This is a genomic window from Sandaracinus amylolyticus, from assembly GCF_021631985.1.
Taxonomy (GTDB): Bacteria; Myxococcota_A; Polyangia; order Polyangiales; family Sandaracinaceae; genus Sandaracinus; species Sandaracinus amylolyticus_A.
The window spans coordinates 952,597-977,392 of record NZ_CP070225.1; the positions used below are offsets into that span (position 1 = coordinate 952,597).

Here is a 24,796-nt window from a genome sequence, read left to right on the forward strand (position 1 = left end):
ATGACCACGAGAAATAACTGGATGCCTGATAGCTGGGTGCCTGAGTGGCAGGGCTCGATCAAACAGAAGATCCTCGTCTTGAGCAACGAGCTTGATTCCCCGAGAACGCTGTCAAAGACGGAAGACGCAGAGAACTGTGGTCGAGCTGGCTACGCGATGTGCGTTGTAGAAGACAAGCTCAGTCAGTTGAGAAAGCGGCTGGCAACGGCGATTCTCAGCGAAGAGGCTTACGAGATCGTGAATGAGCGATGATGGATACGAAGTTCGATCTGGTCGTGTTCCGAGACGACTTCGATCGCCACGTCTGGTGCTTGGCATTTCAGGCTGCACACGAAGCACGTCGACCTAACCCGATCCAGCTCGCAAACACCGCACTCAGACACTACCAGGCAGACACAAAGGAAGAAGAGACATGAAATCAACAGAATCGAAGATCTACGCGGTCCGCCACCTGGCGGATGGAGCCCTCCAAGTGTGGGCCCCTGTGACTGTGCACATGGAGGCACTTGAGTTGTTTCTAGCCAGCACGGATACCGCTGGGAAGTACTCGGCGCATCCGATCGGAGCACAGTTGTGCGTCTTTAACAGCGTGGAGTCATTCGTTGTGGCCGTGAAGCAGGGCAGCCAGTGGGCACTCACATGCAGATTCTTCCACAAGGAGGACGAAGAGACATGAGAGCCAAGAGAACTGCACGCACTGCGCTTGAAGGGCACATGACTTCCACCGAGAAGAAGATCGCGAAGCTCGAAGCCGAGATCGCTCGACTGCGCGCAGACCGCGCGACCACGAAGAAGCTGATCGAGGCGTACGACGCTGAACACGCTGACCAGCCCACCGAGGTCAACGAGACAGCTACGACAGTCCAGGTTGAGGTTGAGCCGACAACTGATGACGCTGCAGCTCGTGCAGCCGCAGTAGCGCTGCTCTCCCAGCTCGAACCGCCCGTAGATGAGCTTGACGAGCTGCCCGAAGATGAGCGCGTCGTGCGTCGTCCTGCACGCGCTCTCCAGCTCGGTGACCTGATGCGCCCCCTCGACTTTGACTCGGAGGATCCCGACGTCGAAGAAGACGACGACGAACTCGAAGAAGACGACGAAGACCACGACGACGACGAGCAGGACGAAGATCCGTATCCCTACGCGCGCTCTCGTCGTGGCGCTTCGTGGTCATCGTGGTCCAACGAGCAGTTCGTCGCGGCTGCTCAGTCGCTAGGAGCGTACTGATGGTGCGCCGGCGGCCTGGTCACACGACACGCAACGGCGGTAACGAACTCGGAACCGGCGGCAGAGAGAAGCTGACGCCCGAGGTTGTCGATCGCATCTGCGAGCTAATCGCCCAAGGGATGCCGCGCGTCAGTGCCTGCTACGCAAACGACGTGAGCGACATGGCTCTCCGATACGCACGACAGCGAGACCCCGAGATCGACGAGAAGGCATCGAAGGCTGAAGCAGCAGGCGCCGAGTTCTACCGGCAAAAGATCATGGAAGCTGCAGACTCTGGCAAGGCGAAGGATTGGCGCGCATACGAGTCGCTCGCAAAGTCGCTGCACCCAAAGGTGTACGTCGAGCCCGCGAAGCGCATCGAGATGAGCGGCCCTGATGGTGAATCCCTTGCTCCGCAGGTTCACATCATCGGCGACCCAGTCCGTATCGCGCGCGTCGACGTACAGCAGCTCGAAGCAGCTGCACGCGGTGAGCTACTCGCCCTGTCATCAGGCGATGACGTCCTGGAGGGCGTAGAAGACTACGAGGATGAGTGATGGCGAATCCAAAGAAGAAGACAGAAGGCCCAACAGAAGCTGAGACGGTCGTTGCTGAAGTGACCCCCGTCTACACGCTCACGAAGGGCGTAGGTGGCGGCTACGTCGTGGCAGAACTCCTAGTGCCAGTGGCAGCGTTGCCCGCAGCTCCAGTATGGAGCCGTGGACCAGAAGCGCTTGACCTCGCACTCAGCATGGGCATGGAGCGCATGATCACTACGTGCGGTCCGCTGAAGAAGGTCAAGTGATGGCGATTGCGATCACAGTCTTCGCGGTTGCTCTCGTGGTCGTGGCCCTTGTGGTGCGCGACACGTTCTTGAGCCTCCATGCGGCCAAGCAGGAGAGCACCAGCGTCGCAGACCTGCGAACCGAGTTTGAAGAGCAGATCGAGTCGTTGGGCGGAGACCTAGATGCAGCTGACGCGCGCATCGACGCACTGACAGCGGCTCTTCGCTCGGTGGAAGAGCAGTTCTCCACGCTGGAAGACCGTGTGGAAAAGCTTGGTGGTCATGCCGCGTTCGCGTCCAAGCGCGTGAAGTGAGAGCGCAGAGATGGGCGAGCCACCAACACCAACAAGACTCTCGCAGCAGGAAGCGATTGCCGCGCTTTGGGCTTCTGGCCAGCTTGCTTACAAGCTCTTCGACGTCCAGAAGCAGATGCGCGCCGCGATCGCTGGATCGCGAGAGCGCGTCTTCGTAGTTGAGTGTGCTCGTCGTCTTGGTAAGTCGTTCCTGGCGTGCCTGATCGCGATCGAGCACGCGCTACAGCTTCCAAAATCACAGATTCGATTTGCCGCGCCTGATGGCAAGGCGCTCCGCAAGATCATCAATCCGCTCTTCGCACAGATCCTCTCGGACTGCCCGAAGCACCTACGTCCTGAATACAACACGCAGGACGGCTCGTGGAAGTTCAAGAACGGGTCTGAGATCCATCTCGCAGGCGTCAACAACGGCAACGCTGACAGCCTCCGTGGTGCAGCTACTCACCTTGCCATCGTAGACGAAGCCGGCTTCGTCGATGAGCTTGAGTACCTGGTTCAGTCCGTTCTCGTTCCGATGCTCTTGACGACGGACGGACGGGTCATCCTGATCTCGACCCCACCACGTTCGCCCGCGCACGAGTTCGTTGCGTACGCCGCTCGAGCTGCGCAGCTGGACAGCCACTTCAAGCGCACGATCCACCACGCGAACCACATCTCGTCGGACACGCTCAAGGAGTTCTGTCGCGAAGCTGGTGGCGAAGACTCGGTAGCGTGGAGAAGAGAGTACCTCTGCGAGCACATCGCAGACGAGACGCTCTCGGTGCTCCCAGAGTTCTCACGCGTCGAGAAAGAGATCGTGGGCCCGCACCCACGACCAAGTCACTTCAAGCCAGTCGTCGTTGCTGACGTTGGCTTCAAGGACTACACGGCCGTCCTATTCGGCTATCACGACTTCCGTCAGGCAGTCGACGTTATTGAAGCCGAGTACGTGACCCACAAGTCGATCGCGAGCGACATCTCAGTAGAGGTCGACAGGATCGCGACGAAGCTATGGGGCGAGCTACCAGCGATGCACGCGCCACGGTACGCCGATGCGCCCTTGATCGTACTAGCTGAGCTCGGCTCCAGTTGGGTTGGCGTCGCGAAGACCCGCACCGATGGGAACTTCAAAGAAGCCGCTGTGAACGACGTTCGCACGCGTCTCGCCTCTCAGCGGATCCGCATCAACCCAGCCTGTGAACAGCTCTGCAACCACGCGCGCTACGCCGTGTGGAACAAGCAGCACACCGACTTCCAGCGCATGCAGGGTTATGGGCACTTCGATGCAGTCGACGCCCTGACGTACTTCGTGCGGCAGGTGGATCGCAGCAACCCCTACGGCCCCGACTACTTGAACACCCAAGACATGTGGATCGAGCCACAAAGAAACCGCGAGCGCGAGAACCTGAGAGGGCTCTCCGCTGGCCCACGATGGAATCGCACGAAGTCGTGAAGGAGAAGCCTTTAGTATGACGACACCGAATTCAGGATCGACAGGATCACCAACACCGAGCGCACCCGGGGCAGAGTCTGCGCCCGCGGTTGAGCAGACTCAGACGCAGGGTGGAACGACGCAGGTCCCCGAGACCCCAGCTCAGAAGAAGTACCGTCTTCAGCGTGGGGAGACGGTTGAAGAGGTTGACGGAAACGCCATCCTCGAAGAGCTGCTTGGCTCCATCGGAGAAGGCGGTGTCGTGCAGGCCGCGCAGATTAGCCGCGAAGCCCGTAAGCGTATGTCCGAGGCGTCGAGGTTGGAGAAGCAACTTCAGGACGCGTTCAGCGACCTGACGCACCCGGAGCGCGCTCTTCGACTGCTTGAGAAGACACTCGGTGGACGCGAGAAGCTCAATCGGATTCTCGAAGATCGATACGCTGCTGACCTCGAAGACCGAATGATGCCCGAGGACCAGCGCAAGATGCGCGACATGGAAGCCAGACTTGCTCGCTACGAGAAGGCTGAAGCTGATGCGAGGAAGCGCCAGCAGGAAGAGCAGAAGATCAACGCCACTCAGCAGGCTCAACAGCAGCTGGGCAAGGCATTCCGTCAGGCCCTCACAGCTGCTGGTGTCGAGGTGACGCCACAGACCATCGCGCGAATGTCGTATCTAGCAGAAGCCGAACTCGCCCAAGGCATTCCGTTTGATCCGCGCGAGCTGGCGATGATGGTGGCCGACGAGACGAACTCGTACGCAGGCACGAAGCTGAAGAAGCTGGCAGCGAATCCCGCAGAGCTGGCGGCCGCACTCGGTGAACAGGGCGTGCGCGAGTTCAACAACTACTTGATGGCCCAGGTGAAGGCTAAGCAGCCCACCGTCGCACAAGTAACACCCATCAGACGCGAGCGCTCCGCGCCCCAAGAGAAGGGCAAGACGCGTCTGGAAGACTACTACGCGTCGAAGAACAAGAAGTGAGTGCGACGATGGAAATCGCTCCAAGACCGAACGATCGCTACTGGGCAGCCGAGACAGGCGACAAGCTCGCCACGCAGGTTGCGTCCAGATACCTTGAGTACCTGAAGGACCTTGATGACAAGGGGATGATCGGGATCTGGAACCAGGTCGCATCGGTCTACTACGGCTACGACCCAGGCACAGACGCGTGCGCGACTTGGGTCACGGAAGCAGGTGAAGCAGGGGAATGGCTCCACCTGCACGTCAACGAGTTCGCCTCGCTGGTTCGCCACCAGCTGCTCTTGACCACTGCTGACAAACTCGCCTTTGAGGCCAAGGCATCGAACGACTCGCCGGAAGCTGATGCGCAAGCTCACCTAGGCAACCAGGTCATTAGGTTTTATCAGCACGACGGCAAGCTGGAATCCCTGCTTGTTCAAGCGTGCGAGCGCATGCTGCTCTTTGGTGGCGGTTACCTCGTGCAGCTGTGGGACGCGTTCGCGGGGCCAGAATCAGGCATCGAGTACGTCGCAGAGCTGGACGACAACGGCGATCCGCTGGTGGAAGTCGTTGAAAGCGACGGGATCCAAGTAGAGCGCCCCGTGATGCGGGAGCGCATCGCGCGCGCTGGAGACCTGCGACACCGCGTGTACGCGCCCGTCGATATCGCTCGTGATCTCGGGTGCCAGACGCACGAGGACTCGAAGTGGTTCGTCGTTCGTGAGCGTGTCGACAAGTTCGAACTGGCCGCACGTTACCCAGAGCACGCCACGCACATCCTGTCGCGTCCGAGCTGGGAAGCCGACGAGACCTCTCGGTACGACGGGACGACGGTCCAGCGTAAAGGCCAGCACACCGATCAGATTCACCTGCTTCGACTCGTGCACGCTCGCAGTGAGGTCTTGCCGCACGGGCTCGAAGCCCTCGTGTGCGGAGAGAAGGTGCTCCAGGCTGGACCCTTGGCCTATCGCCGCATTCCCGTGCACCCAATGGTCGCCCAGGAAGTCGTTGGGCGCGCGATCGGCTACTCCCAGAACTTCCACCTGCTCGGCCTGCAGTCCGCCTATAACGCGGCAGTCATCAACGGCCTGACAGCGTCAGACGCGGGCTCGATCCCGAAGTGGGCCGTGGCGAAGGGCTCTGACGTCGAAGTCGAAGACCTCGCGGACGGGCGGATCGTCTACTACAAGCCAAATCCCCAGATGCCGAACTCGGGTGCACCCATGCTGCTGGGCACCCCTCAATTCTCTGAGGCGTCGATTCAGCAAGCTGCGTTCTTTCAGAGTTCGATGCAGACGCAATCAGGGGTCAACGCGGTTGTGCGTGGCCAGTCCGAGGGCAAGAGCGGCGCAGACAACGCGCTGATCCAGGCACAAGCCATCCAGTACATGAACGCGAACGTGCGCGCGTTCCAGGACTGCGCTCGCTCGGTAGGTCTTGGCATCATCGAGACCTTGCAGTCGTTCGCGACAGCCGAACGCATGCTGCAGGTTGTAGGCGACGACGAAGCCCCGGCAGTTGAACTCTTCACGGGCGAGGACCTCTCCGACATCCGTCAGGTAGATGTCGATATGGGCAACGCCGCGATGCGCACGATGGAAGGCCGCAGAGCAATCGCCTCCGAGCTGCTGGAGCGATTCCCAGGGAAGATTACTCCCGAACAGTATCTGGCGTTCTACTCTTCGGGTCGCCTAGAGCCGATGTACAAGAGCGACGCGGCGCAGTTCCGTCTGATTCGTGGGGAGAACGCCAAGCTGAGCAAGGGCATCGCTCAGCCAGTTCTCGTCTCGGACTGCCACCCCGATCACGTGCGAGAGCACCTCGCAGTGCTCGCAGCTCCGTCGGTTCGCGAGAACCAGGAGATCACGGGTACCGTACTCGCACATGTGGCGGAGCACCTGAGGCTGTGGGGTGGGGCAGACCCGATGATCATCGCGGCTACGGGCATGATGCCTCCCCCTTCGCCCATGATGCCGATGCCCGGCGCTCCAATGGGCCCGGACGCGCCTCCTAGTGCTCCAGCAGGTCCAGGGAGTGGAGACGAGCCCCCACAGGACCGTGCTCAAGTTCCTGGTGCTCCCGAGGAGATCAGCGGCGTGAAAATGCCGCAGATGCCCCAGCCAGCTAGTCAATAATACTTGAATTGTCTTACGCGTAAGCGTATACTTATACAACCATAGGCGCATTCCGCGCCGCAGTGGTCCTAAGTAGACCCTGTCTCAGTGGAGCCATCCATAACCGGACGCTTGATCGACTGACGAACTAGGCATCGAAAAGACCCTGAGAACTGCGCTCCCACTAGGAGCGGCACTTTCTTCGTGAGGTATTTCGATGGCTAACGTTTCCGATCTTGATGGCTTCTTCAAGCGCCGGTATGCAGACAAGCCGGAAGACCTGGTACCAGATCACGCCGACTTTGCTGAGGCGATCCCCTTCTCGAAGCGCGAGAAGACTGGCGATGACTACCAGGTAACCGTGCGTCTCAAGCGAGCACAGGGTGTTACTTACGGGTCTGATGGTTCCGCCTTCACCCTGAACGCCGCGATCCCGGGTCAGAGCAAGCCGGCGCGTGCGAACGCTACGTCGTTCGTACTGCGTGAGACCGTTTCGTATGACGCAGCTGGTAAGGCGACCAACAGCGATGACGCGTTCGGTGATGCCTTCGACGCGATCGTCATGGACATGGAGAACAGCGCTTCGCTTCACCGCGAGATGATGATCCTCTATGGCCAGTCGAACCTTGGTGCAGTCACAGCCAACGGTTCTTCGTCAGCCTCGGTCCAGTACACGCTAACAGAGGCGTCATCGGCAGTTGGCCTTTGGCTCCAGTTGCAGGGCGCAGTCGTAGACGTCTACGATCCAACTCTGACAACACAGCGCAACTCCGTTGGTGACATGACGGTAAGCGCCGTTGGCCTGTCCTCGAACCAGCGTCAGGTGCTTGTAACACTCGCTGGTGCGACGGCGGACAACGCGGCTGTTGTGGCTGGTGACGTAATCGTCCCAAAGGGATGGGTTGGTGAGTCGTTTGCGGGTGTGGACAAGATTGCGACCAACTCCGGTTCGTTGTTCGGTATCGATGCTTCGTTGTATGCATTGTGGCAGGCGAACCTTGTGTCGGCTGGCAGCGCGGCGCTGACGATGTCGACGCTCACAAGCGCTGCAGCCATGCAGGTTCAGCGGTCAGGTCAGACAGGCAAGAAGCTGACAGCGTTCTGCAGCTACTTGACCTGGAACAACCTGAACAACGATGCGGCTGCGCTGCGTCGCTTCGCTCAGTCAACCAAGGGCTCCGTTGACCTTGGAACGATGGGCGCGATCACCTACTACGGTCCAGGAGTGGCCATTGACATCAAGCCGAGTGGTCTTGTGAAGAACGGCGAGCTGTTCATGGCTGATTGGGCAACGATCAAGCGCGTCGGCGCGACGGATATCACCTTCACGCTGCCAGGTAACTCGCCAAACCAGGAGAAGTTCTTCTTGGAGCTTGGTGACAAGGCTGGGTACGAACTTCGTTGCTACTTCAACCAGTGCATCATCCCGACGCGTCCAGCTTCGATCACGAAGATCACTGGCATCGTCAACAACTGATAACCGGAAGGGCGTGATCTGTGGCTGCACGTGCAATCACGATTATTGAGGTTGACCACGGTACCAACGAGAATCCCTCGTTGGTAGCAGGTCGCGTCGCGCTCACCGAAGGGAAGGGACGCGAAGAGGCAGTGGCACTGACCAACCTCTTCGCGAACCTGGCGACCAAGGGCGCGAAGCTCCGAGTACGCGTCGACAGCTCCACCGGGGTTGCCGCGTCTCGCACGCTGACCATCACCGGCTCGTCGGTTACTGCCGGCGAGTACATCTCGTTCTCCACTCCTGGTGGGAACTTCAAGGTGACCGGTGTGGCGTCAGGTGCAGTCTCAGGTGACGGCACGTTTGACGTGTCGGCTACCTCGAACACCGCAGCGACGAACATCCGAGCGGCGATCAACAGCCTACCAGGCCTCAAGAGCTGGGTGACTGCATCGGGCTCGACGAACTCGGTGGTCATCACCGCGAACGCCGAGGGCACGCTCGGGAACTCGATTCGGATCACCGACGGCACTGGTGGCGGCATCGGCACTGTTGGACTGCTTACGGGTGGTCTCGACAGTACCGAACGAGTTTGGGCTGTGGTGACCTGCGTGTCGGCCAACACGGACGCGAACGACACGCTCCAGATCGGCAAGACCGTCCTGACTGCGAAGTCAGGCGATGCGTCCGGTTCGTCTCAGTTCAACATCGGTGCCTCGAACGCCGCGATGGGCGCGAACCTCAGCGCCTGCATCAACGCGAACCCTGAGCTTGCTGGTCTCGCATCCGCTGGCGACAACGGTTCTGGCGTCGTGACGATCACGTACGACTGCGATCCGCGTGTAGCTCAGCACTTGGTGCTCCAGACCAGCGACGCGGATGGCCTGGTGATCACTGCCCAGCCAACGACAACGCTCACCTTGGCGAACGTGCAGGCAACTCGCACGTATTCGCTCGGTGCACCGTGACGGAGGTTCTATGGACAAGATGGAGTTGATCCGTTCCGCCCTTCAGGGTCTTCGTAGCGACACCCTGAAGGCTCACAAGTCGCCTACGCCGGAACTCTTGATCAGGATCGGTCTCGCTGAACCTGAGCCGGAAGTGATGGACGACGACGAGGGGCTGGAAGACGAAGAAGAACTGTGATTGATGGCCCATCACTCCAACGCTGGTTCGGAGTGATGGGTCTCCTCTTAGGTCAGACACGCGTGGCGCGTGGAGAGCTTCCAACCCTCTCAGACAGAGTTCGATTCTCTGCTGACCTGTTTCATGGAGACGAGCGATGCGAGCACGAACGACAGAAAATCTGATTCAGGACGTGCGCACGCAAGTCGGTGCGCCGCGCGACGAAGCTGCTGATGGCATGCTCTCGAATTCCGAGCTTCTGTCCCTCTGCGACCAGGAGCTAGAAGGCGAGATCGGTCCGCTGCTCATCTCGACCCGCTCTGAGTACTGGCTGCGAACCGAGGACCAGCCAATCAGCGTGGGGAAGGCGTCGTACTCGATCCCCTATCGCTCGCTCGCGATGGGCCTACGCGATGTGACGATCGTCGATTCAGCCGGCGAGGAGTGGAACGCGATCCAGGTACCAGCGTCCGAGCGCCAGTACTCGCGTCAGGCTCCACGAGGGCGAGCACCCTTCGACTTCACCCTGGAAGACGGGAAGGTCGTTCTACTTCCGACGCCTACACAGGCTGGGTACACGCTGCGCCTCAGGTACTACGCGACACCGCCCAAGCTGGTGCAGACCACAGATGCTGCGCGCATCACTGGGTTGGCCTACGAGCAGGTACCAGGTAGCTGGTCCTCGTTGCTGCTCGCTGCGAACGCGAACGCCGGAGACACGCAGGTTCGCCTCGTGGATATCTCCGCTCTCCCACCTGCGTCAGAGTTCTACATCCGTCTTACCGAGGGCGCGACCACAGAAGCGGTGCTCGCGTCAGGTACGACGGACACGCCGAATGATGCAGCTCTTCTAACAGAGATGCTGGCGAACACTTACCAAGTAGGTGTTGCCTCGGTCGAGTGGGCACCCGTTGTCGACGGTAGCGCCATCGTCGGCGTGACGCTGGCCGCAAGTGCTTCCTCACGTGTGACGTCGATCAATTCGCTTGTCGATGTCGTTCGTGGTGGTGGGATGTTCGATCCCATCGTTGCTGACGTTCCGGTTACGTCCTGGGACGTCGGTGATTCTGTGCTCGGGATCGACCTGTCTTCGGAATCAGCGGAAGTCAGCACTTCACCCACCGCGATCAGCGAGGGCGGGCGCCAGGACTACGTGTGTGTTGCAGGCGAGACGGTCTACCCGTCGATCCCTGCCCAGCTGTGGCCCACGTTCGTCAGCGCATGCGCTCGTGCCTACTGCGGGGCCGTAGGTGACATGCGGGGGTTTGAGACCGCGACGGCGATCCTGGAGCGTCGGAAGAGGGACGCTCTTGGCGTGATGATCCCTCGCGTTGATGGTGAGCGGAAGCGACCCATCCCCCGTCACACACCTCTTCGTCGTGGTGCACGGGGGTGGCGCTGATGGCCCAGCGTATCGTCGCAGGATGTGCAGGGCTGACGACCGACATCTCGCCGCTTCGTACGGCTGAGGTCGGTGGACTCCGCTCCGCTGATGACGTTGTGATCGAGCAGCCTGGCGTTGCTGTCCCTCGTCCCGGCTTCGACCTGCACGCGAGCAAGGTCTCGTCGCAGCGCCCTCGCGTGCTGCACTGGTACAAGACCCAGAACATCGTCGCCTCGTGGGATGGCTCATCGACATGGGCCGTCGAGAACACGTCGAACACGATCAGCGGAACTGCGGAACCACTCGACAGCTTGAAGAGCTTCGTTCAGTTCGCTGAAGCGCGAGACAACCTCTACTGGTGCGCGAAAGACGGCGTTTGGAAGATCACGAACGTCGTGGACACCACAGCCGAGCAGGCTGGGATGCACGAGGCCACTAGCGGTCTCTTCTCCATCGCTACCGTCGGCGCTGTCGCTATCCCGAACAACACGGTTCGCGCGTGGCGCTGGTGCTTCACAAAGCGTGACGCGAACGGCCTCGTAGTGCGCTCCGCGCCCTCGCCCTGGCAGTCGTACGAGAACACGACGGGCGGGACGATCGACATGAACTGGATCATCGCACTGCCGAACTACGTTGCAGCAGGTGATCAGATCGAGCTCTATGCGTCGCAGACCGTCCCGAGCGGCGACACGCCTTCGGACATGATGTACCTCTCGAAGCGGTACACGGTGACGAGCGGCGACGTCACAGCTGGCTATGCGACCGTGAAGGACGCTCGTACGGATGCTGACCTCGGCGCCGAGCTGTACACGAACCCAACGCGCGAAGGTCTCTTGAAGGCCAACGGTCGCCCACCAGCGTGCGGCGCGGTCACTCGTTGGTCCGACTGCATGTGGTTCGGTCGCACTGTCGGACCGTGGACGAGTGCGATCGAGATCGTGAGCGTCACTGGCTCGACGTCGACGGACGGTCTCGAAGGGCTCCAGCGACTCTCACTCAGTGGGACCGCGACGAACGGCAACCCCACGTTGACCGGGTTTGCGTCCACCACGAGCGTCGTCGTTGGCCAACTCGTGACCGACAACGGGAGCCCTGGCTCGACTGGCGGAACGATACCTGTCGGCGCGACGGTACTCGGCAAGACCGCAACGACCGTCACTCTCAGTGCGAACGCGACAGCAAGCGGTGCTGTGACCGCACGCTTCCACGACGTGATCACGGTGGACGGCCAGGCGTACTACGCGAGCGGCACCACCAGCTCTTCGTCTGGGCTCACCTATCCAACTTTTGGCGTGTACTCGGGCGATCCTGAGCGCACGGCGCGTGAGCTTGCGTTCGTCATCTCGCTGACGTCGTCCACGGTCTTCGGCTACGCGATCGAAGATCCCTACTCACCGACCGACGTCTATGGCAACGCGACCAAGGGCACGCTCGTGGTTCGTTCCGTCGCTCTCGATGACTCTCAGTGGGCCGTGACGAGCACTCGTGATGGTGCGCTCTCCTACGAGGTCAACGCGTCGGGTGGCGTGCTCGTCTCACGTGACGACCGAAAGAATGCTGTTTTCTACAGCAAGCCCGGTGAACCCGAGCACGTACCGGAGATCAACTACATCACGATCGGCGACGAGGCTGAACCTATCGTCGCGTTCGCTCCACTGCGTGCGGCGATGCTCGTCTTCAAGCGTGATGGCGTCTTCCGCATCACGGGCTCGCCCCCTGATGGATGGCGTGTGGACCTTCTCGAACCGACCGTGCGCGCGCTCCGAGCTGAGTGCGTCGCGGTGATGGGCTCCGAGGCGTACGTGTGGGCTGGCGATGGAATGTACGTGGTGGACGAGAGTGGCGCGCGGAACATCTCCGACGGCGCGATCAGCCAAACGCTGAAGCCTCTCGCTGAGCGTGCGTACGTCGCTGCGCTCACAACACCTTGGGTTGCGACTTGGTCAGCGCGTGGTCTCGTGCTCATCGCCGCTCCTACGGCTTTCGGCACGGGCGCTCCATCGCAGGTCTTCTGCTACTCGACGCACTCGCGAGCGTGGACTCGCTGGACGTGTTCGGCGTACTGCGCACGTGAGGCACCCTCGCTCGGCTCGATGCGCATCGCTCGTGGTGGCTCCTACTGGGAGATCCGCGCATCGAGAAATCAGTACGGTAGTTTCGTCCAAGCTGATCGGTCCTACACGCCGTCAGCGTGGACCTACGACGCGAGCGGGCCGACGGTAACGCTCACGCCCGCGCAGCGCGGCGATTGGGTCCCCGCAGCTTGCCACTGGGTGCAGGCGACCATCGGCGGCACCATCTACTACCGTCGCGTCACGGAAGCGCAGCTCTCAGGCAGTGACTACGTGCTCACGCTGGAGACTGCATTCCCAGTAGGCGCGCAGAGTTCACTCCGAGCCCTCGAAGGCTTCGAAGCTGTCGTGGAGTGGCAGGCGCTGACGCCAGGCACACCGGCAACCACAGGGCTCTGGAGCGAAGTCCAAGGGCTCTTCGACTGGTCGACACCGCTCGTCGCTGGTGGCTCGGTGCCATCATCAGCACGCGTCGAAGTTGGCGCATCAGCGAACGGCACCACAGCCGCGGAGACGGTGACATGGACGGGCGCCTACGAGCAGACGCCTACGCTGATCGCACGTGTGGGTACACCTCGTGATGTCGCGCGTAGCGCTCACTTCTATCCGCACGTCAGCACGTGCGATCTGCTCATCCCTTGGCGTCTCGTGGGCGTCGCAGCGGTCTTTGAGCCGGTGAGCCAGAGGACCAACAGATGAGCCGACTTCGATTCGATCCGATGCCTGAGAAGTACGAGCGCGCCCGCAAGGTCGTGGACGAGTCCTTCCGCTCGCTCCGGGAAGTGCTCGATCGCGGCTTCCGCTGGAGAGAACAGGTCGGGGGCGTCGTGGACACCGTGATCGACACCGACCAACTCCCAGTGCTGATCGACGTGCCCGGCGTGAAGACCAAACCGCTTGCTGTCTTCCTACTGCGAGCGGTCCCGCAGCGCACGAGCGACGGCAAGGTCATCACCAGCCCTGCAGTGCAATGGGAGTGGCGCAGCGGCGCGCTGCTCGTGCACAGCGTGGACGGGCTTGCAGCTTCAACAAGATACAACGCGACGATCGCAGTAATGGAGTAGATGCAATGGCTGGATGGGGCAATACCTCCGATGAAACAGTGCGCCTCGTTACCCGTCTTCAGCAGCAGACGGGACGCGGCTACGCAGACGCCGATCGCGATGGTCGCGACGACGCGACGGGTCAGACCTTGAATGAGTGGATCAACATCGCTCAGAACGAGGTCGATACGCGCGAACGTGGCCAGGCTCAAGAGCGCCGACTTCTAGAGCGTCGCCAGGGCGAAGCCTATGAACAGGAGTACGAGGAGTACGTAAGCAGCGGTCAGCGCCAGCGCGACATCGATGCTGGTCGCGAACCGATGGCGCCTCCTGGTTCACCAGGCTCACCACAATCGACTTGGGATGGGCGCGGCGGGAGTGGCTACACGGATGGTCGTGATCCTGCTCTCCGTGACTTCGACGAAGCATCAGGTGGCATTCCGATCTGGGGTTGGCTGTCTGGTGCAGACGCGAGAAACGCCGCAAGCGAGGGTGAACGACAAGCCGCAATGAATCGCGGCATGTGGGCCGACCTTGGGCGCTACGCTCCGTCTGCTGATGATCTGACCGTCGACTACGAGCAGTACGACTCGAACGAGCTGGGCAACGCGCGAGCGGACCAGATGTCGATCGACGTCCAGCGAGATGCCCTCCGTGGCCTGCAGGACGTCTATCGATCAGGTGGCATGACGGCCGCCGATCATGCTCGTCAGCAACTCGCTCGTCAGCAGACGGGCCAGGCTACCCGTGCCCAGCGTGACGCTGAACTCGCAGCCCTCGAAGCACGCGGCATGGGTGGATCAGGTGCAGCCCTCGCAGCTCGTCTCGCGTCACAGCAGGCTGGCGTGATGGGGCTCTCTGCAGCCGATGCCCAGATGCAGATCGAGGCACAGCAACGCGCGCTCCAGGCCATGCAGGCAGCGGGTGCCGCTGCTGGTCAGATGCGTGGGCAGTCGTGGCAGGAAGACGCTACGCGCCGCAGTGCCATCGATGAGTTCAACCGCGCGAACACCGACCAGCGCAACCGCACGCGTGACTCAAGAGCTGCAGCTCGTCAGCAGGCTTATCAGAACCGTGAGCGCATGGTGGCAGGCGCGACGAACCAGTACTCAACCGATGTCTCTCGTCGCCAGGCAGAAGGTCAGCGCGAGGACAACGCGAACGCAAGTCTCACGAACCTGATCGGCACGGTCATCAGCTGAGGTCACATGGCGATCACTCTCGACCCACTCTCAATCACTGCCCGACCGGAGGACGACGAACAGCGTCGTCGCGACGAAGAGGCCATGCGTGCTGCCGAAGAGGCGACGCGTGATGCTCTCCGTGCGCTCCAGGCACCTCTTGCTGTTCCCTCTCCAACACGACCAGGAGAGGCAGCAGACGCTGTTGCACAAGCCGAGGGTCGCACGCCTCAGGTAGCTCCTGCGTCGAGCCCCGAGCCGTACCGAGGGAGCGACCGCACGCCGTACTCGCAGATGCCAGGTGCGACCGTCCAGCCTGGTGGAGCGGTCACGTTCCCTGGTGTGCCCCAGACCCGTGAGAGCATTGCAGCGTTCCAGCGCGCTCGCGACGGTGGAGAACTGGCGCCCCCACCAGCTCGCTCGAGCGTGGTCCTTCCTCGCGAAGACGAGATTGCGATCACGCGTCCAACGAGTGCGCCTGACATGGACTTCTCACAGGAAGATCCTGAAGCGCTCGCTCGTGAAGGCGCGCGACTGCAGTCACCTACGTTCCGCGCTCCGATGCCGGATATGCGCGCGTTGATCGGCCAGCGTCGACCAGGCAACATCGACTTGAACAGCCGTCCCGTCGTGCGCAACGCCGACGGCTCGATTTCTACGGTGCGTAGCGCGTCGTTCGGTACCGATGCGGGCGAAGTGCTCGTGCCCACTGTCAGCGATGACGGCCGTGTGATGAGCGACGAAGATGCGTTCGCAGAGTACCGACGCACGGGCCGACACCTCGGTGTGTTCGACTCGCCTGCGAGCGCTACGGCATACGCTGAACGCCTCCACGATCGGCAGGCTGACCAGTACGCCGATCGAGCGCCTCTTGCTGACGCTGCACGTCCTGACGCTGGCGTTCGGAAGCCACAGCTTGCGCCTCCTGGTCGCATGGATGAGGGGCTTCCCAGCCTGTCGGACATCGAACGTGAGCGCGGTCTCGATGTGCCGCGCGAGATCCTACACCGCATCGGTGCCGGTCTTCGTGCAGCTGCTGGCAACAACACAGCTCCGTTCGCCTCCAACGCAGATCGTCTACAGCAGCGTCGAGAGCAGGGCCTTCGTGTTGCTCGCGCTGAGAAGCGTGAAGCCATTCAAGACGATGAGCAGCGCCGACGCCTCGACGTGCAGGAACAGCGTCAGCAGCGACAGCTGGACCTGGCAGCACGCCAGGAAGAGCGACAGGCCGCACTTGCTGCAACTCGTGAAGAGCGTCAGGCGCGTCTTGCTGATGCCCAGCTCGCGTACCAGCAAGCGCGCACCGAGCAGGAGCGCACGCGTGCTCTGACCGCACTCCGTCGCGAGGACCCACAGTCGTCCGAGTCTGGTCGCGCTCGCGATCGCTACGTACTCGCAGTGATGGAGCGCGAACGCCTTCGTCCCGAGGGTCAACGTCGATCAGCTGCTGATGTTGCTGCCGAGGTTCGTGGCCTCAGTGCAGCGGACATCGAAGCACTTGAACGCCGTCTCGGCTCCGTGACCTACGGCACCCGTACTAGTGTCTCGACCGTGACGTAACGAGCCCGGCGTATCGGAAGACGCGCCGGGCGTCGGCGACGCGAAACGTCCAGTTGATGCCGCGACGCTTACGATCTGCGCGGCGATTCCACGCGCTGACTTCGTGCCGCAGAGTCGCGAGATCGCCGATACGGCGTCGGCCGAGGCACTCGCGGACGACGAGGCTCACCTCCATCTCGGCGGCGTTGAGCCAGCTCGCGTGCTTCGGCGTGAAGTGCACCGTGAAGCGCCGCCATAGCGCACGGCCCTGCTGAGGCCCGAGCGCATCGATCAGGCACTTCTCCGAGTGCGTGCTCAGGTTGTCGACGACCAGATGAATCGTGCGAGCGCGTTTGTAGCGGCGCGCGATCCGCTTCAGCGCTTTCGCGAACGATGGGCCGGCGCGATCGCGCGTGGCGTGCGTCAGCCGTCGCCCGGTCAGAGCTTCGATGATGCAGAAGATGTTCGCTGTTCCGCGCCGCACGTACTCGTAGTCGACGCGCGCGATCTTGCCCGGCGACATGGCCGTCCCGTCTCGCGCCGCATCGCGCAGCGGCACAGGGCGCTCGTCCAGGCACACGACGGGCTCTCGTTCGTCGTGCTTGCGTGCGTACAGCTCGAGCACGTCCTCCATCCGATCGATGAACTCGTCATCGACGGCGGGGACGCACCACATTTTTTTCCCGCCACGGCTTGAGGCCGTGGCTCGCGAGCGTGACCCGGACCGTCTCGCGACCGATCTCGTCGACGACACCTCGCTTCACGACTTGTTCGGCGATGAGCCGCACGGTCCATCGCGCGTGCCCTTCGGGCGGTGGGCCGCAGACCATCGCGACGATCGCGGCCTCCTGCGCGCTGTCGAGCTTCCGCTCCGGGTGCGGACGCGGGTCATCAGACAACGCCGCGTCCAGACCTCGCTCCGCATAGCGCTTGGCGACACGCGAAACCTCTCGCGGGTAACCCCCGACTGCGATCGCCGTAGCTCGGACCGACATGCCCTCGTCGAGGAGAAGCAGCGTGCGGATCCGACGCCACTGGCGCGCCGTGAGTCGCTCCCGATGGCTACCGCGCCCCCTCGCGCGAAGGAGCTCGCGGTCTGCCTCGGACAGCTCCAGCCCTGTGAACCTCGCAGTCGGCTTCACAGACTGCTGTAGATCAGACTCCCGATCGCGGCGCAAGGGCCGACGTGATCACCGCGTCGCGGTCGGGACACTAGCCGTGCAGGCACTGGAACGGGTGGTGGGGGTGGTCCTGTCGCGCCTGGTCGTGGTGGTGGTGTCGCTGCCGCATACGGTGCGCGCCTCGACGAAGCAGTGACGTCGGGTCGCGTCTCACAGGAGGTCGCCGATGGTCTTCGTGCAGACCTCGGAAGCTCTGACCGACGTGTTCGCGATCGCGCGATCAGCACCGTCGATGACCTCACACCCGCCCAAGCACGTCGTGAGATCGGCCGTGGCGTGTACGTCAGCAGTGCGATCGTCGATGACACGATGGCGCGCAGCATGTTCAACAGCTTGGTCGGCTTCCGCGAACAGCGTGGATCACTCGAAGCACTCGCAGACATCGCGAATCGCTACGGTGCCTCAGCTGCGATCGACCGTGAGGCCGCTGGCGAGCTGGCCGCACCGATGTCTCGTCTCATGGCGATGGTCGCGAACCTCGAAGGCTCCGGCATCATTGGTCCAGGCGACCTGCCACGCATCCAAGCGGCGTTGCCCAACCCACAGAACCTTGTGGGTATGACGTTCGGTCAGCTGGACGGTTCGCTCCGTGGCTTCCGTCGCGAGATCGAGGCTTCAGTCCGCGCGCGTCTGGAGTTCGCAGGTGCTGACCAGGAGTCGATCAACAACGCCCTTCGCTACATCCGAGAGGGTCTCGGCAACGTAGGTGGTGGGGCACGCGCTGGATCAGGCAGTGGATCAGGTTCACCACGCCGCTATCGCATCACGCGCACCAGTACCGGTGAATCCACAGTCCGCGATGCCGCAACGGCTGACCAGTTCCGTGGTGTGTCTGGATTCACTGTAGAGGAGATTCGCTAATGCCGGGACCAGACGATCTCTTTGAATCACTTCTGGCCGAAGATGCGAACGAGCCGCGCATGCGCCAAACGCGGCGCACCGTGCTCGACGAAGTTCACGTAGAGGGCGACGCTAACGGCCGTCGTGGTCGCACTCGTATGGGCCGTGGTGGGCGTGTCGAGATGGGCGAGCTGGTGGACGCGAACGCTCCACTTGATGACGTGGGTACTACTCGCGTCGCGCTGCCTGATCCCGTCGTGGTTCAGGTCAGCCCCGAAGAGCGTGCGGAGCGTGAGCGTCGTCGTGCACGCGAGCAGTACGACCAGGAGGCCGAGCAGCACTCGCCTTTCTGGGATGCGCTCTACTCGATCACGAACGCTCCTGACGCGATGGTGGGTGACGCGCGTCGTCGCACTGGTGAGCGAATCTCACGTGCCTGGGGTCGCTTCCGCGACGACCCTGTGGGCACGATGGGCGCTGCAGCGTCTGGAGCGATGCAGGGCATCTCTGGTGGCCTCGCAGACGAAGTGCTTGGCCTCGCGATCTCGAACACGATCATGGGCCCTGAAGATCCCGCAGAGGGCATCCACATCGCCCGAGAGAGCCGAGATTCACTGCGTGGCCGCGCACCTGAAGTGCATGGCGCGTCGGAGGTCGGAGGCATGGCCTTGGGTGCACTCGCTGGACCCTCGATCCCAGCAACGCAGGCACCAGGGATGCTCGGTACTGCCGGACGTGTTGGGGCGAGCGCAGCCACGGGTGCGCTCTACGGTGGTGCCTCGTCGGTCGGCTACGGCGATCCCAACTCGCTCGACGAAGCTGGCGAACTGGCAGTTACTGGGGGCGCGTTCGGTGCCGGAGCTGGAGCGCTCGGAGGCGTCGTGGGGGAGACGCTCCGTGGTCCAACGAGTCGCTTCGTGGAGCGCCTTGGACGCGCGCGCGATGATCAGCTGCTCGGCGCTACGACGAGTGCGGGACGCGGCGACACGGCGATCCGCAACTTCGTTCGGGGTGGTCAGGATGCAGTCGAAGCACGAGGGCGCGCAGCTGAGACGCTCCGAGAGACAGGAGCGATCCCGAGCGTTGGAACCGTGCGCACGGTTCAGGCTCGACTTGAACGAGCGCAGCGAGAAGCCATCGAGACGATGGACGGTATCGCCCAAGACATGGCCGGTGGTGGTCCGACTAGTGAAGAGATCGCGACACGCATTCGATCGAGCACACCGCGCCAAGCGACAGCCGCTCCCCAGCGTGAAGCGATGGAGCGCCTGGCAGAACAGATCCAGGAGACGTACGGGAGCAACCCGGTCCCCTACAGCGACATCGTGGAGGAAGCCCGCAGACTGCGTCAGGCAGGTGCCTACCAGTCGCGCCAGGGCCAGACCGTCAGCATGACCCGAGAGGGGCTGCAGGAGGTCACAGAGGCGATCCGCGGCGCCTACGACGATGCGGTAGAGTCGGCCCTTGGTGCAGACCGACGCGCAGCGTACCAGGCAGCACGACGACGTTACGCAGTGCTGGAGCGCGGCCTAGAGAACGCGGAGACAGGCACATCAGCGGCAGCTGGTAATCGCTTCGCCGGTCTGTCGGAACAGCTTGGCTTCTACGGTGGGAGCGCTGGTGCTGGTGCAGGTATTGGCACTCTCTTGGGCGATGGCGGAAGTGGCGCCCTTGCTGGTGCTGGTGTCGCTCTCGCAGCACGTGGCTTTCGCGCAGTGGAGCCCACGCTTCGAGCGAGTGGAGCGGATCTCGTCTACCGCATCGCCCAGAACTACCCGCGCTCGCTCGGACGCTACGCACGTGTGATCCAGGAGGCTGGCGCACGCGGTGCCGGAGCACTCGCAGCCACGCACTACGTGCTCTCTCAGCGCGACGCCGAGTATCGGCGCCTCGTGCAGCAGTTCGAAGAGATGCAGGACGAAGACTCACTCCCAGAAGCCATCCGGCAGATCTCGGAGAGCGGAGAGTGACTAGACTTGAACTAGAAAGACGATAGGAGTTGGTATGTCAGATCTTCAAACACTCGCAGCCTCGGCGACGGCCCCACTATCAGGATCAGCGTCAGCGACAGACACACGTCCTTCCCAGCGTTTGGCTGGTACAGGGACGACCGAAGCAACCGTTACACACGGGCTCCAGGCAGGGCGTTTTGCGACGCTTATGGTCGGAGCTGCGGCAGTGCGAGTGTCATTCCGTAGTGCGTCGGGTGTTGCCACAGCAGTAGCCACGACTGACCTTATCGTACCGGCGTACGGCCGGTACGACTGGTACGTACAGGACTTCTCGCGCTTCCCATACGTCGAAGCCGCTGATGGTGCTGCGACCTATGAGGCTTGGGCTTGGTCGTCCAGCCTGAACAGCGTGCGGTGATCTCATGCGGCGCGTCGCACACAGACGGCCTTGTACTGGCGCGCATCGCCGTGGAGGCTTCCGCGGAATCGGTGGCGGTAGCGTCGCGCCTGCATGGTCGCCTGCTCAGCTGACGAATCTGCGCGGCTGGTATCGAGCAGACGATCTCGTCGTCTCCGGCGCTGAGGTCACGCAGTGGACCGACAAGAGCGGGAACGCGTACCACCTGACGCCACCCGCTGCGACGAACCGCCCGACGTTCGAAGCCGCGGGTCTGGGCGGCAAACCGTCGGTGCGCTTCGACGGCACCGACGACGTCTTGCGTAGCGCGACTAACAGTTTCCTCGGCACACCCGCCGGCTACACGATTGCGCTCGTCATGCAGGAGGCCGGTGCGCGCGTGGCGAACGCGATGATCGCGGGATACGGCGTTCTCACCGCGGCAGCGCCGCGCATCCGCCAGCAAGCCTCCGTCACGGTCCAGCTAGTCAACGCGACCTTGGGCGTGGCCTCTGCCGGCATCGCTACGACGAGCCCGCTCCTCGCGGTCTGCGGCGCGGACGGGGCCTCGCAGTACGTGTATTACGGGACGACGCTCCGAGACTCCGACGCCACCACGAGCGTCCTGACGGGGGCTGTGAGCCAGGTGTTCGCCCTCGGCGCGATGGGCAACGCGACGCTTCCGTCGAATATCAGAATCGCTGAGGCGATCGTGATGACGGCCTGGATCACACCCGCAGAGCACTCTGCGCTCGCTGCGTACGTCTCCGCTCGATACGGAGTCTAACTCTCTGACCAACGATGACGAGGCAACATGAGCGACCACGAACTACGAGGGCTGATCCAGGCCTTGACGATCAAGCTGGACACCACAGCTACACAGGTGCGCGACATCGATCAGAAGCTCGATGACCTTCGCGTGAAGCAGATCCCAGAACTGCGTGCCGAGATCGGCGCACTCAAAGTGAAATCAGGTCTGTGGGGTGCTGCAGCTGGGTTTGTCCCAGTGGTGCTCTTGATCGTCGTCCAGCTACTTCGTTCCTGACGTGTTCTTCGCGATCTCTGTGGCGAACGTCGTCGTTAAGAAGTTCGCGAAAGCGCTTGCTGTTACAACGAAGAGCTTCGCTTCGTCCATGTCGGGGAGCTGATCGCCGGTCTTCTTGCCGTGACGGATCGCCCCTGCGTTGTTCGTGTACTTGTAGAGAGCCTTCCAGCCGTTCGCGAAGTCTTCCTGCAGCCCCTGACCTTTGAGCTTCTCCAGCGTGACGCCCAGCGTGCTCTGCTCGTCTCCGGTGATGCACCTCGTCAGCGATTCTAGGGCGGAGATCGCTTCCTTGATCGCGTTGCGCGGGTCGGGATTCATCCTGTCACCGAGGCTGTCGAGTGCTTGCGTCATGTGAATTCGCACCCCGTCGAGTGGAGACGCGAGCGCCGTCTCGATCGCCGCGATCTCAGTAGGATCCGTGATCGGGACCAGCTGCTTCCCAACGAAGTGCCAGGCCGCCTGCTCGTCTCTGAGCACGCGATTCACGGCCTCGGGACTGATGATGTTGAAGATGTCGTGGGTGACGCAGTGCTCAAGAAGGTCGTACGCCTGATACCACTGCCCGTCCATGACGATCCCACGTAGGAACCCGATGTACTCGGGCTCTTTTCTGGGGATCGTATCGAGGGACTCCCGAAGTACTTCGTCCCAAAGTACGGTGACGAACTGCTCCAGACTCGTGCCCCAGTACTTCGAGTGGTGATAGGCGAATACCGGGTGCATCAGCGACCAAAGCCGATTCCGCAGCTCCTGGGGCATTTGGAAGGGGTAAAGCGGCACGCGAGCCGGTCCAAAACCGAGGCGACGGGAGAACGTGGACAATGGCGGCTCCTCTCCAGAGAGAGGATAGCCCAGCTGGGCGACCAACACCTACGGATCACCCTCCGGGGCGAGCAGTGTTCAGCGGTACGGCAGTACGCGTCCCGTGTGGAAGTTGATCGGCGGCAACCCGATCTCTTCTCGGAGTTGCACGAAGAGTAGCCGCTCGTCCACTTCGAGTAGCGGCCAGCAACCCAAGCACGGCCCACGTTGTTGGGGCTTCCGAGGTCTCGCGTGCATGCCCTCCCATCGCGTCGCGCTCCCTCGTTGCTCGCGAAAAGACAAAGGCGACGGGTCGCTTAGAACCCATCGCCCCTGTGCCCCCGCTTTTGTGACGACTGGTCAGCCCGTCTCGCCTACGGGCTGGGTCGGACTCGATCATCGCGCGCCCATGTTCTAGCTGTTGCGCGGGTCGTGGTTCGCGGCCTCCACGGTCTGGATCTCCGTCAGGAGCGCACCACCGTGCTGCATCGGTTCGATGTGCACGAGGCGCACGCCGTTGGACCAGACACCGTGACCCACGGGACGGAACCCGTGACCGCGGCACCAGTCCTCTGCCGTGGGCACGTCCCACGAGTCGATCGGGATCACGGGAGCTGCGCCGATAGCCCTCATCTGCATACCTGAACTCACCTCGGTGTGACGCGCCACCGCTTGTGGTGGTGCGCCCGTTCAGAGTTGGGCACTGCCCGAGGTAGGTCAAGTACTGTGTTCGAACTTTTTTCGTTTTTGAAATTGACTCTATGATTTCAACTAGTTGTGAGTGAATAACACGTGGTTCGTGATTCGGCAAATCGAGCATGTCCGCCTCGAATAGCGCGTCCGAATGGCAACTCGTATGGGGTCATGGCCACCACTACCGGTAGTGTATCGATGCGAACTGGCTATTGCCGCGACGAATCATGTTGTTCGTCGGATGTCAAGTGCGGCGACGATCAAGGAGAAGACGCACGACATCGCAGGCCCCTGTCTCGTTCCAGATGGCCGAGACTAGGAGCTAAAACTGCGCGCTAATTTGTGTGCGCCCCAAAAGCAAAGGGCTCCCGAGGATCAGCCCCAGGAGCCCGCTTCGTCGTCACTGAATGGTGACGTATCGGTACCTACCGACGACCTTTCTTCACCTTCTTCGGTGCAGCCTCTTCGCGCTCCACCACCGACTCCGACACTTCGATCTCGCCGCTCTCTTCAGCGAAAGCGTGCGCGTCAGCGGCTTCGCGACCCTCGGCCCGATCCTCCGGCCCAACGTTCGGATCTCGAAGCATCTTCTCCAGCCGCTCGACCGACGTACCGTCTTCACCAGGTACGTTCAGCTTCTCGATCTCGTTCAGCCGAGACAGGGCGCGCTCGCACGCGAAGAGAATCGCTTCTGCTTCTGCACGAGCCTTGATGATCTCGCCACGCTCCGAGTTGATCCGCTCGGTAATACGAAAGCGAGCAACCTTCTCGGCTTCCGTGTCGACCTTCTCAGCAGCGGGCTTCGAACCGAGGAACGCTCGCAGGAACGAGCTGCCCGAAGACAGAGTAGGCGCCTTCACACTCGGAGTAGGGCTAGCAGCTCGGACGCGAGGACCAGCGGAAGAACCAGCCTTCCCCGAGAAGACCTCGTCGTACTTCTTCCGAAGGGTCTGGAACCGCTGCATCTGGCTCGTGTTGCCAGCCATCAGCACTTCACGATCAGCAAAGGTGAAGTCTTCAGCGATCAGCGTCTTGGCGATCTCGGCATTGCCTTTCCCCTCGTGGATCATGTGCAAGATGCGAAGGGCCTCGTCTGCGGATCTCCACGACTTGTTCTTGTGGTGGGCGACCGTCTTCTCAGCGATGGTCAGCAGCTTCTGTTCATCGGACACAGCTCATACCTCCCGGAAATCCACGCGGGGGTATCATCGTGCCGAGAGCAGGTCAACGCACTCCCCAACGAATTGGATCTGACACTCCTACGAGCCGAGATGACGCGAGAACAAGACGAAGAAGAGTTTGG

General features: G+C 62.0%; 25 protein-coding genes. 20 read left to right on the plus strand and 5 right to left on the minus strand.

The features are described 5' to 3' along the window. Positions 1–21: 21 nt before the first annotated feature. The 16 genes from I5071_RS03900 (at position 22) to I5071_RS03975 (ending at position 16,605) form a co-directional block, all read left to right on the plus strand. A complete protein-coding gene (locus I5071_RS03900; RefSeq protein ID WP_236604027.1) occupies positions 22–252 on the plus strand; it encodes a hypothetical protein in 231 nt (76 codons plus the stop codon). Positions 253–672: 420 nt separating this feature from the next. Continuing rightward, on the plus strand, positions 673–1,224 hold the full coding sequence (locus tag I5071_RS03905; protein ID WP_236604028.1) for a hypothetical protein: 552 nt from the start codon (positions 673–675) through the stop codon (positions 1,222–1,224). After that, positions 1,224–1,760 carry a hypothetical protein gene (locus I5071_RS03910; protein ID WP_236604029.1) on the plus strand — a complete coding sequence of 179 codons (537 nt, stop codon included), beginning with the start codon at positions 1,224–1,226 and terminating at the stop codon, positions 1,758–1,760. The genes I5071_RS03905 and I5071_RS03910 overlap by 1 nt, the downstream gene beginning before the upstream one ends. After that, entirely contained in the window at positions 1,760–2,008 is a 249-nt protein-coding gene (locus tag I5071_RS03915; RefSeq protein ID WP_236604030.1) for a hypothetical protein, read from the plus strand. The genes I5071_RS03910 and I5071_RS03915 overlap by 1 nt, the downstream gene beginning before the upstream one ends. Beyond that, positions 2,008–2,301, plus strand: a complete 294-nt coding sequence (locus I5071_RS03920; RefSeq protein ID WP_236604031.1) for a hypothetical protein — start codon at positions 2,008–2,010, stop codon at positions 2,299–2,301. Before I5071_RS03915 ends, I5071_RS03920 begins: the two co-directional genes overlap by 1 nt. Before the next feature lie 10 nt (positions 2,302–2,311). Next, positions 2,312–3,733 carry a terminase large subunit domain-containing protein gene (locus I5071_RS03925; protein ID WP_236604032.1) on the plus strand — a complete coding sequence of 474 codons (1,422 nt, stop codon included), beginning with the start codon at positions 2,312–2,314 and terminating at the stop codon, positions 3,731–3,733. 16 nt (positions 3,734–3,749) lie between these two features. Then, complete coding sequence (locus I5071_RS03930; protein ID WP_236604033.1) at positions 3,750–4,691, plus strand: hypothetical protein; 942 nt, start codon at positions 3,750–3,752, stop codon at positions 4,689–4,691. A gap of 8 nt (positions 4,692–4,699) precedes the next feature. Then, positions 4,700–6,805, plus strand: a complete 2,106-nt coding sequence (locus tag I5071_RS03935) for a hypothetical protein (protein ID WP_236604034.1) — start codon at positions 4,700–4,702, stop codon at positions 6,803–6,805. Positions 6,806–7,001: 196 nt separating this feature from the next. Continuing rightward, positions 7,002–8,261, plus strand: a complete 1,260-nt coding sequence (locus I5071_RS03940; protein ID WP_236604035.1) for a hypothetical protein — start codon at positions 7,002–7,004, stop codon at positions 8,259–8,261. A gap of 20 nt (positions 8,262–8,281) precedes the next feature. Further along, a complete protein-coding gene (locus I5071_RS03945; protein ID WP_236604036.1) occupies positions 8,282–9,208 on the plus strand; it encodes a hypothetical protein in 927 nt (308 codons plus the stop codon). Positions 9,209–9,218: 10 nt separating this feature from the next. After that, complete coding sequence (locus I5071_RS03950) at positions 9,219–9,386, plus strand: hypothetical protein (RefSeq protein ID WP_236604037.1); 168 nt, start codon at positions 9,219–9,221, stop codon at positions 9,384–9,386. A gap of 136 nt (positions 9,387–9,522) precedes the next feature. Next, positions 9,523–10,767, plus strand: coding sequence for a hypothetical protein (locus tag I5071_RS03955; protein ID WP_236604038.1), 1,245 nt, complete (start codon positions 9,523–9,525; stop codon positions 10,765–10,767). Continuing rightward, positions 10,767–13,520, plus strand: coding sequence for a hypothetical protein (locus tag I5071_RS03960; RefSeq protein WP_236604039.1), 2,754 nt, complete (start codon positions 10,767–10,769; stop codon positions 13,518–13,520). The genes I5071_RS03955 and I5071_RS03960 overlap by 1 nt, the downstream gene beginning before the upstream one ends. After that, positions 13,517–13,885, plus strand: coding sequence for a hypothetical protein (locus I5071_RS03965; RefSeq protein WP_236604040.1), 369 nt, complete (start codon positions 13,517–13,519; stop codon positions 13,883–13,885). The genes I5071_RS03960 and I5071_RS03965 overlap by 4 nt, the downstream gene beginning before the upstream one ends. Positions 13,886–13,890: 5 nt before the next feature. Further along, positions 13,891–15,066: a hypothetical protein gene (locus I5071_RS03970; protein WP_236604041.1), complete on the plus strand. Its 1,176-nt coding sequence runs from the start codon at positions 13,891–13,893 to the stop codon at positions 15,064–15,066. Between the two features lie 462 nt (positions 15,067–15,528). Next, positions 15,529–16,605 carry a hypothetical protein gene (locus I5071_RS03975; RefSeq protein ID WP_236604042.1) on the plus strand — a complete coding sequence of 359 codons (1,077 nt, stop codon included), beginning with the start codon at positions 15,529–15,531 and terminating at the stop codon, positions 16,603–16,605. Here I5071_RS03975 and I5071_RS03980 read toward each other — a convergent pair. Continuing rightward, positions 16,583–17,218, minus strand: a complete 636-nt coding sequence (locus I5071_RS03980) for an IS630 family transposase (protein WP_236515394.1) — start codon at positions 17,216–17,218, stop codon at positions 16,583–16,585. The two genes, I5071_RS03975 and I5071_RS03980, sit on opposite strands and share 23 nt — an antisense overlap. A 16-nt stretch (positions 17,219–17,234) precedes the next feature. After that, a complete protein-coding gene (locus I5071_RS03985; RefSeq protein ID WP_268921140.1) occupies positions 17,235–17,726 on the minus strand; it encodes a helix-turn-helix domain-containing protein in 492 nt (163 codons plus the stop codon). Between the two features lie 171 nt (positions 17,727–17,897). Here I5071_RS03985 and I5071_RS03990 point away from each other — a divergent pair, with 171 nt between their 5' ends. The 4 genes from I5071_RS03990 (at position 17,898) to I5071_RS04005 (ending at position 21,999) form a co-directional block, all read left to right on the plus strand. After that, positions 17,898–18,626 carry a hypothetical protein gene (locus tag I5071_RS03990; RefSeq protein WP_236604043.1) on the plus strand — a complete coding sequence of 243 codons (729 nt, stop codon included), beginning with the start codon at positions 17,898–17,900 and terminating at the stop codon, positions 18,624–18,626. Positions 18,627–18,787: 161 nt separating this feature from the next. Next, entirely contained in the window at positions 18,788–20,575 is a 1,788-nt protein-coding gene (locus tag I5071_RS03995; RefSeq protein WP_236604044.1) for a hypothetical protein, read from the plus strand. A gap of 404 nt (positions 20,576–20,979) precedes the next feature. Next, positions 20,980–21,741 (plus strand): hypothetical protein, encoded by a 762-nt coding sequence (locus tag I5071_RS04000; RefSeq protein ID WP_236604045.1) that lies wholly within the window; start codon positions 20,980–20,982, stop codon positions 21,739–21,741. 27 nt (positions 21,742–21,768) lie between these two features. Then, entirely contained in the window at positions 21,769–21,999 is a 231-nt protein-coding gene (locus I5071_RS04005; protein WP_236604046.1) for a hypothetical protein, read from the plus strand. On the opposite strand, the gene I5071_RS04010 is transcribed toward I5071_RS04005, so the two are convergent. From I5071_RS04010 to I5071_RS04020, 3 genes are all read right to left on the minus strand, one after another. After that, entirely contained in the window at positions 21,985–22,869 is an 885-nt protein-coding gene (locus tag I5071_RS04010) for an AbiJ-NTD4 domain-containing protein (RefSeq protein ID WP_236604047.1), read from the minus strand. The two genes, I5071_RS04005 and I5071_RS04010, sit on opposite strands and share 15 nt — an antisense overlap. Before the next feature lie 345 nt (positions 22,870–23,214). Then, positions 23,215–23,409: a hypothetical protein gene (locus I5071_RS04015; RefSeq protein WP_236604048.1), complete on the minus strand. Its 195-nt coding sequence runs from the start codon at positions 23,407–23,409 to the stop codon at positions 23,215–23,217. A 509-nt stretch (positions 23,410–23,918) separates the two neighbouring features. Further along, positions 23,919–24,665 carry a hypothetical protein gene (locus I5071_RS04020; protein WP_236604049.1) on the minus strand — a complete coding sequence of 249 codons (747 nt, stop codon included), beginning with the start codon at positions 24,663–24,665 and terminating at the stop codon, positions 23,919–23,921. Between the last annotated feature and the right edge of the window lie 131 nt (positions 24,666–24,796).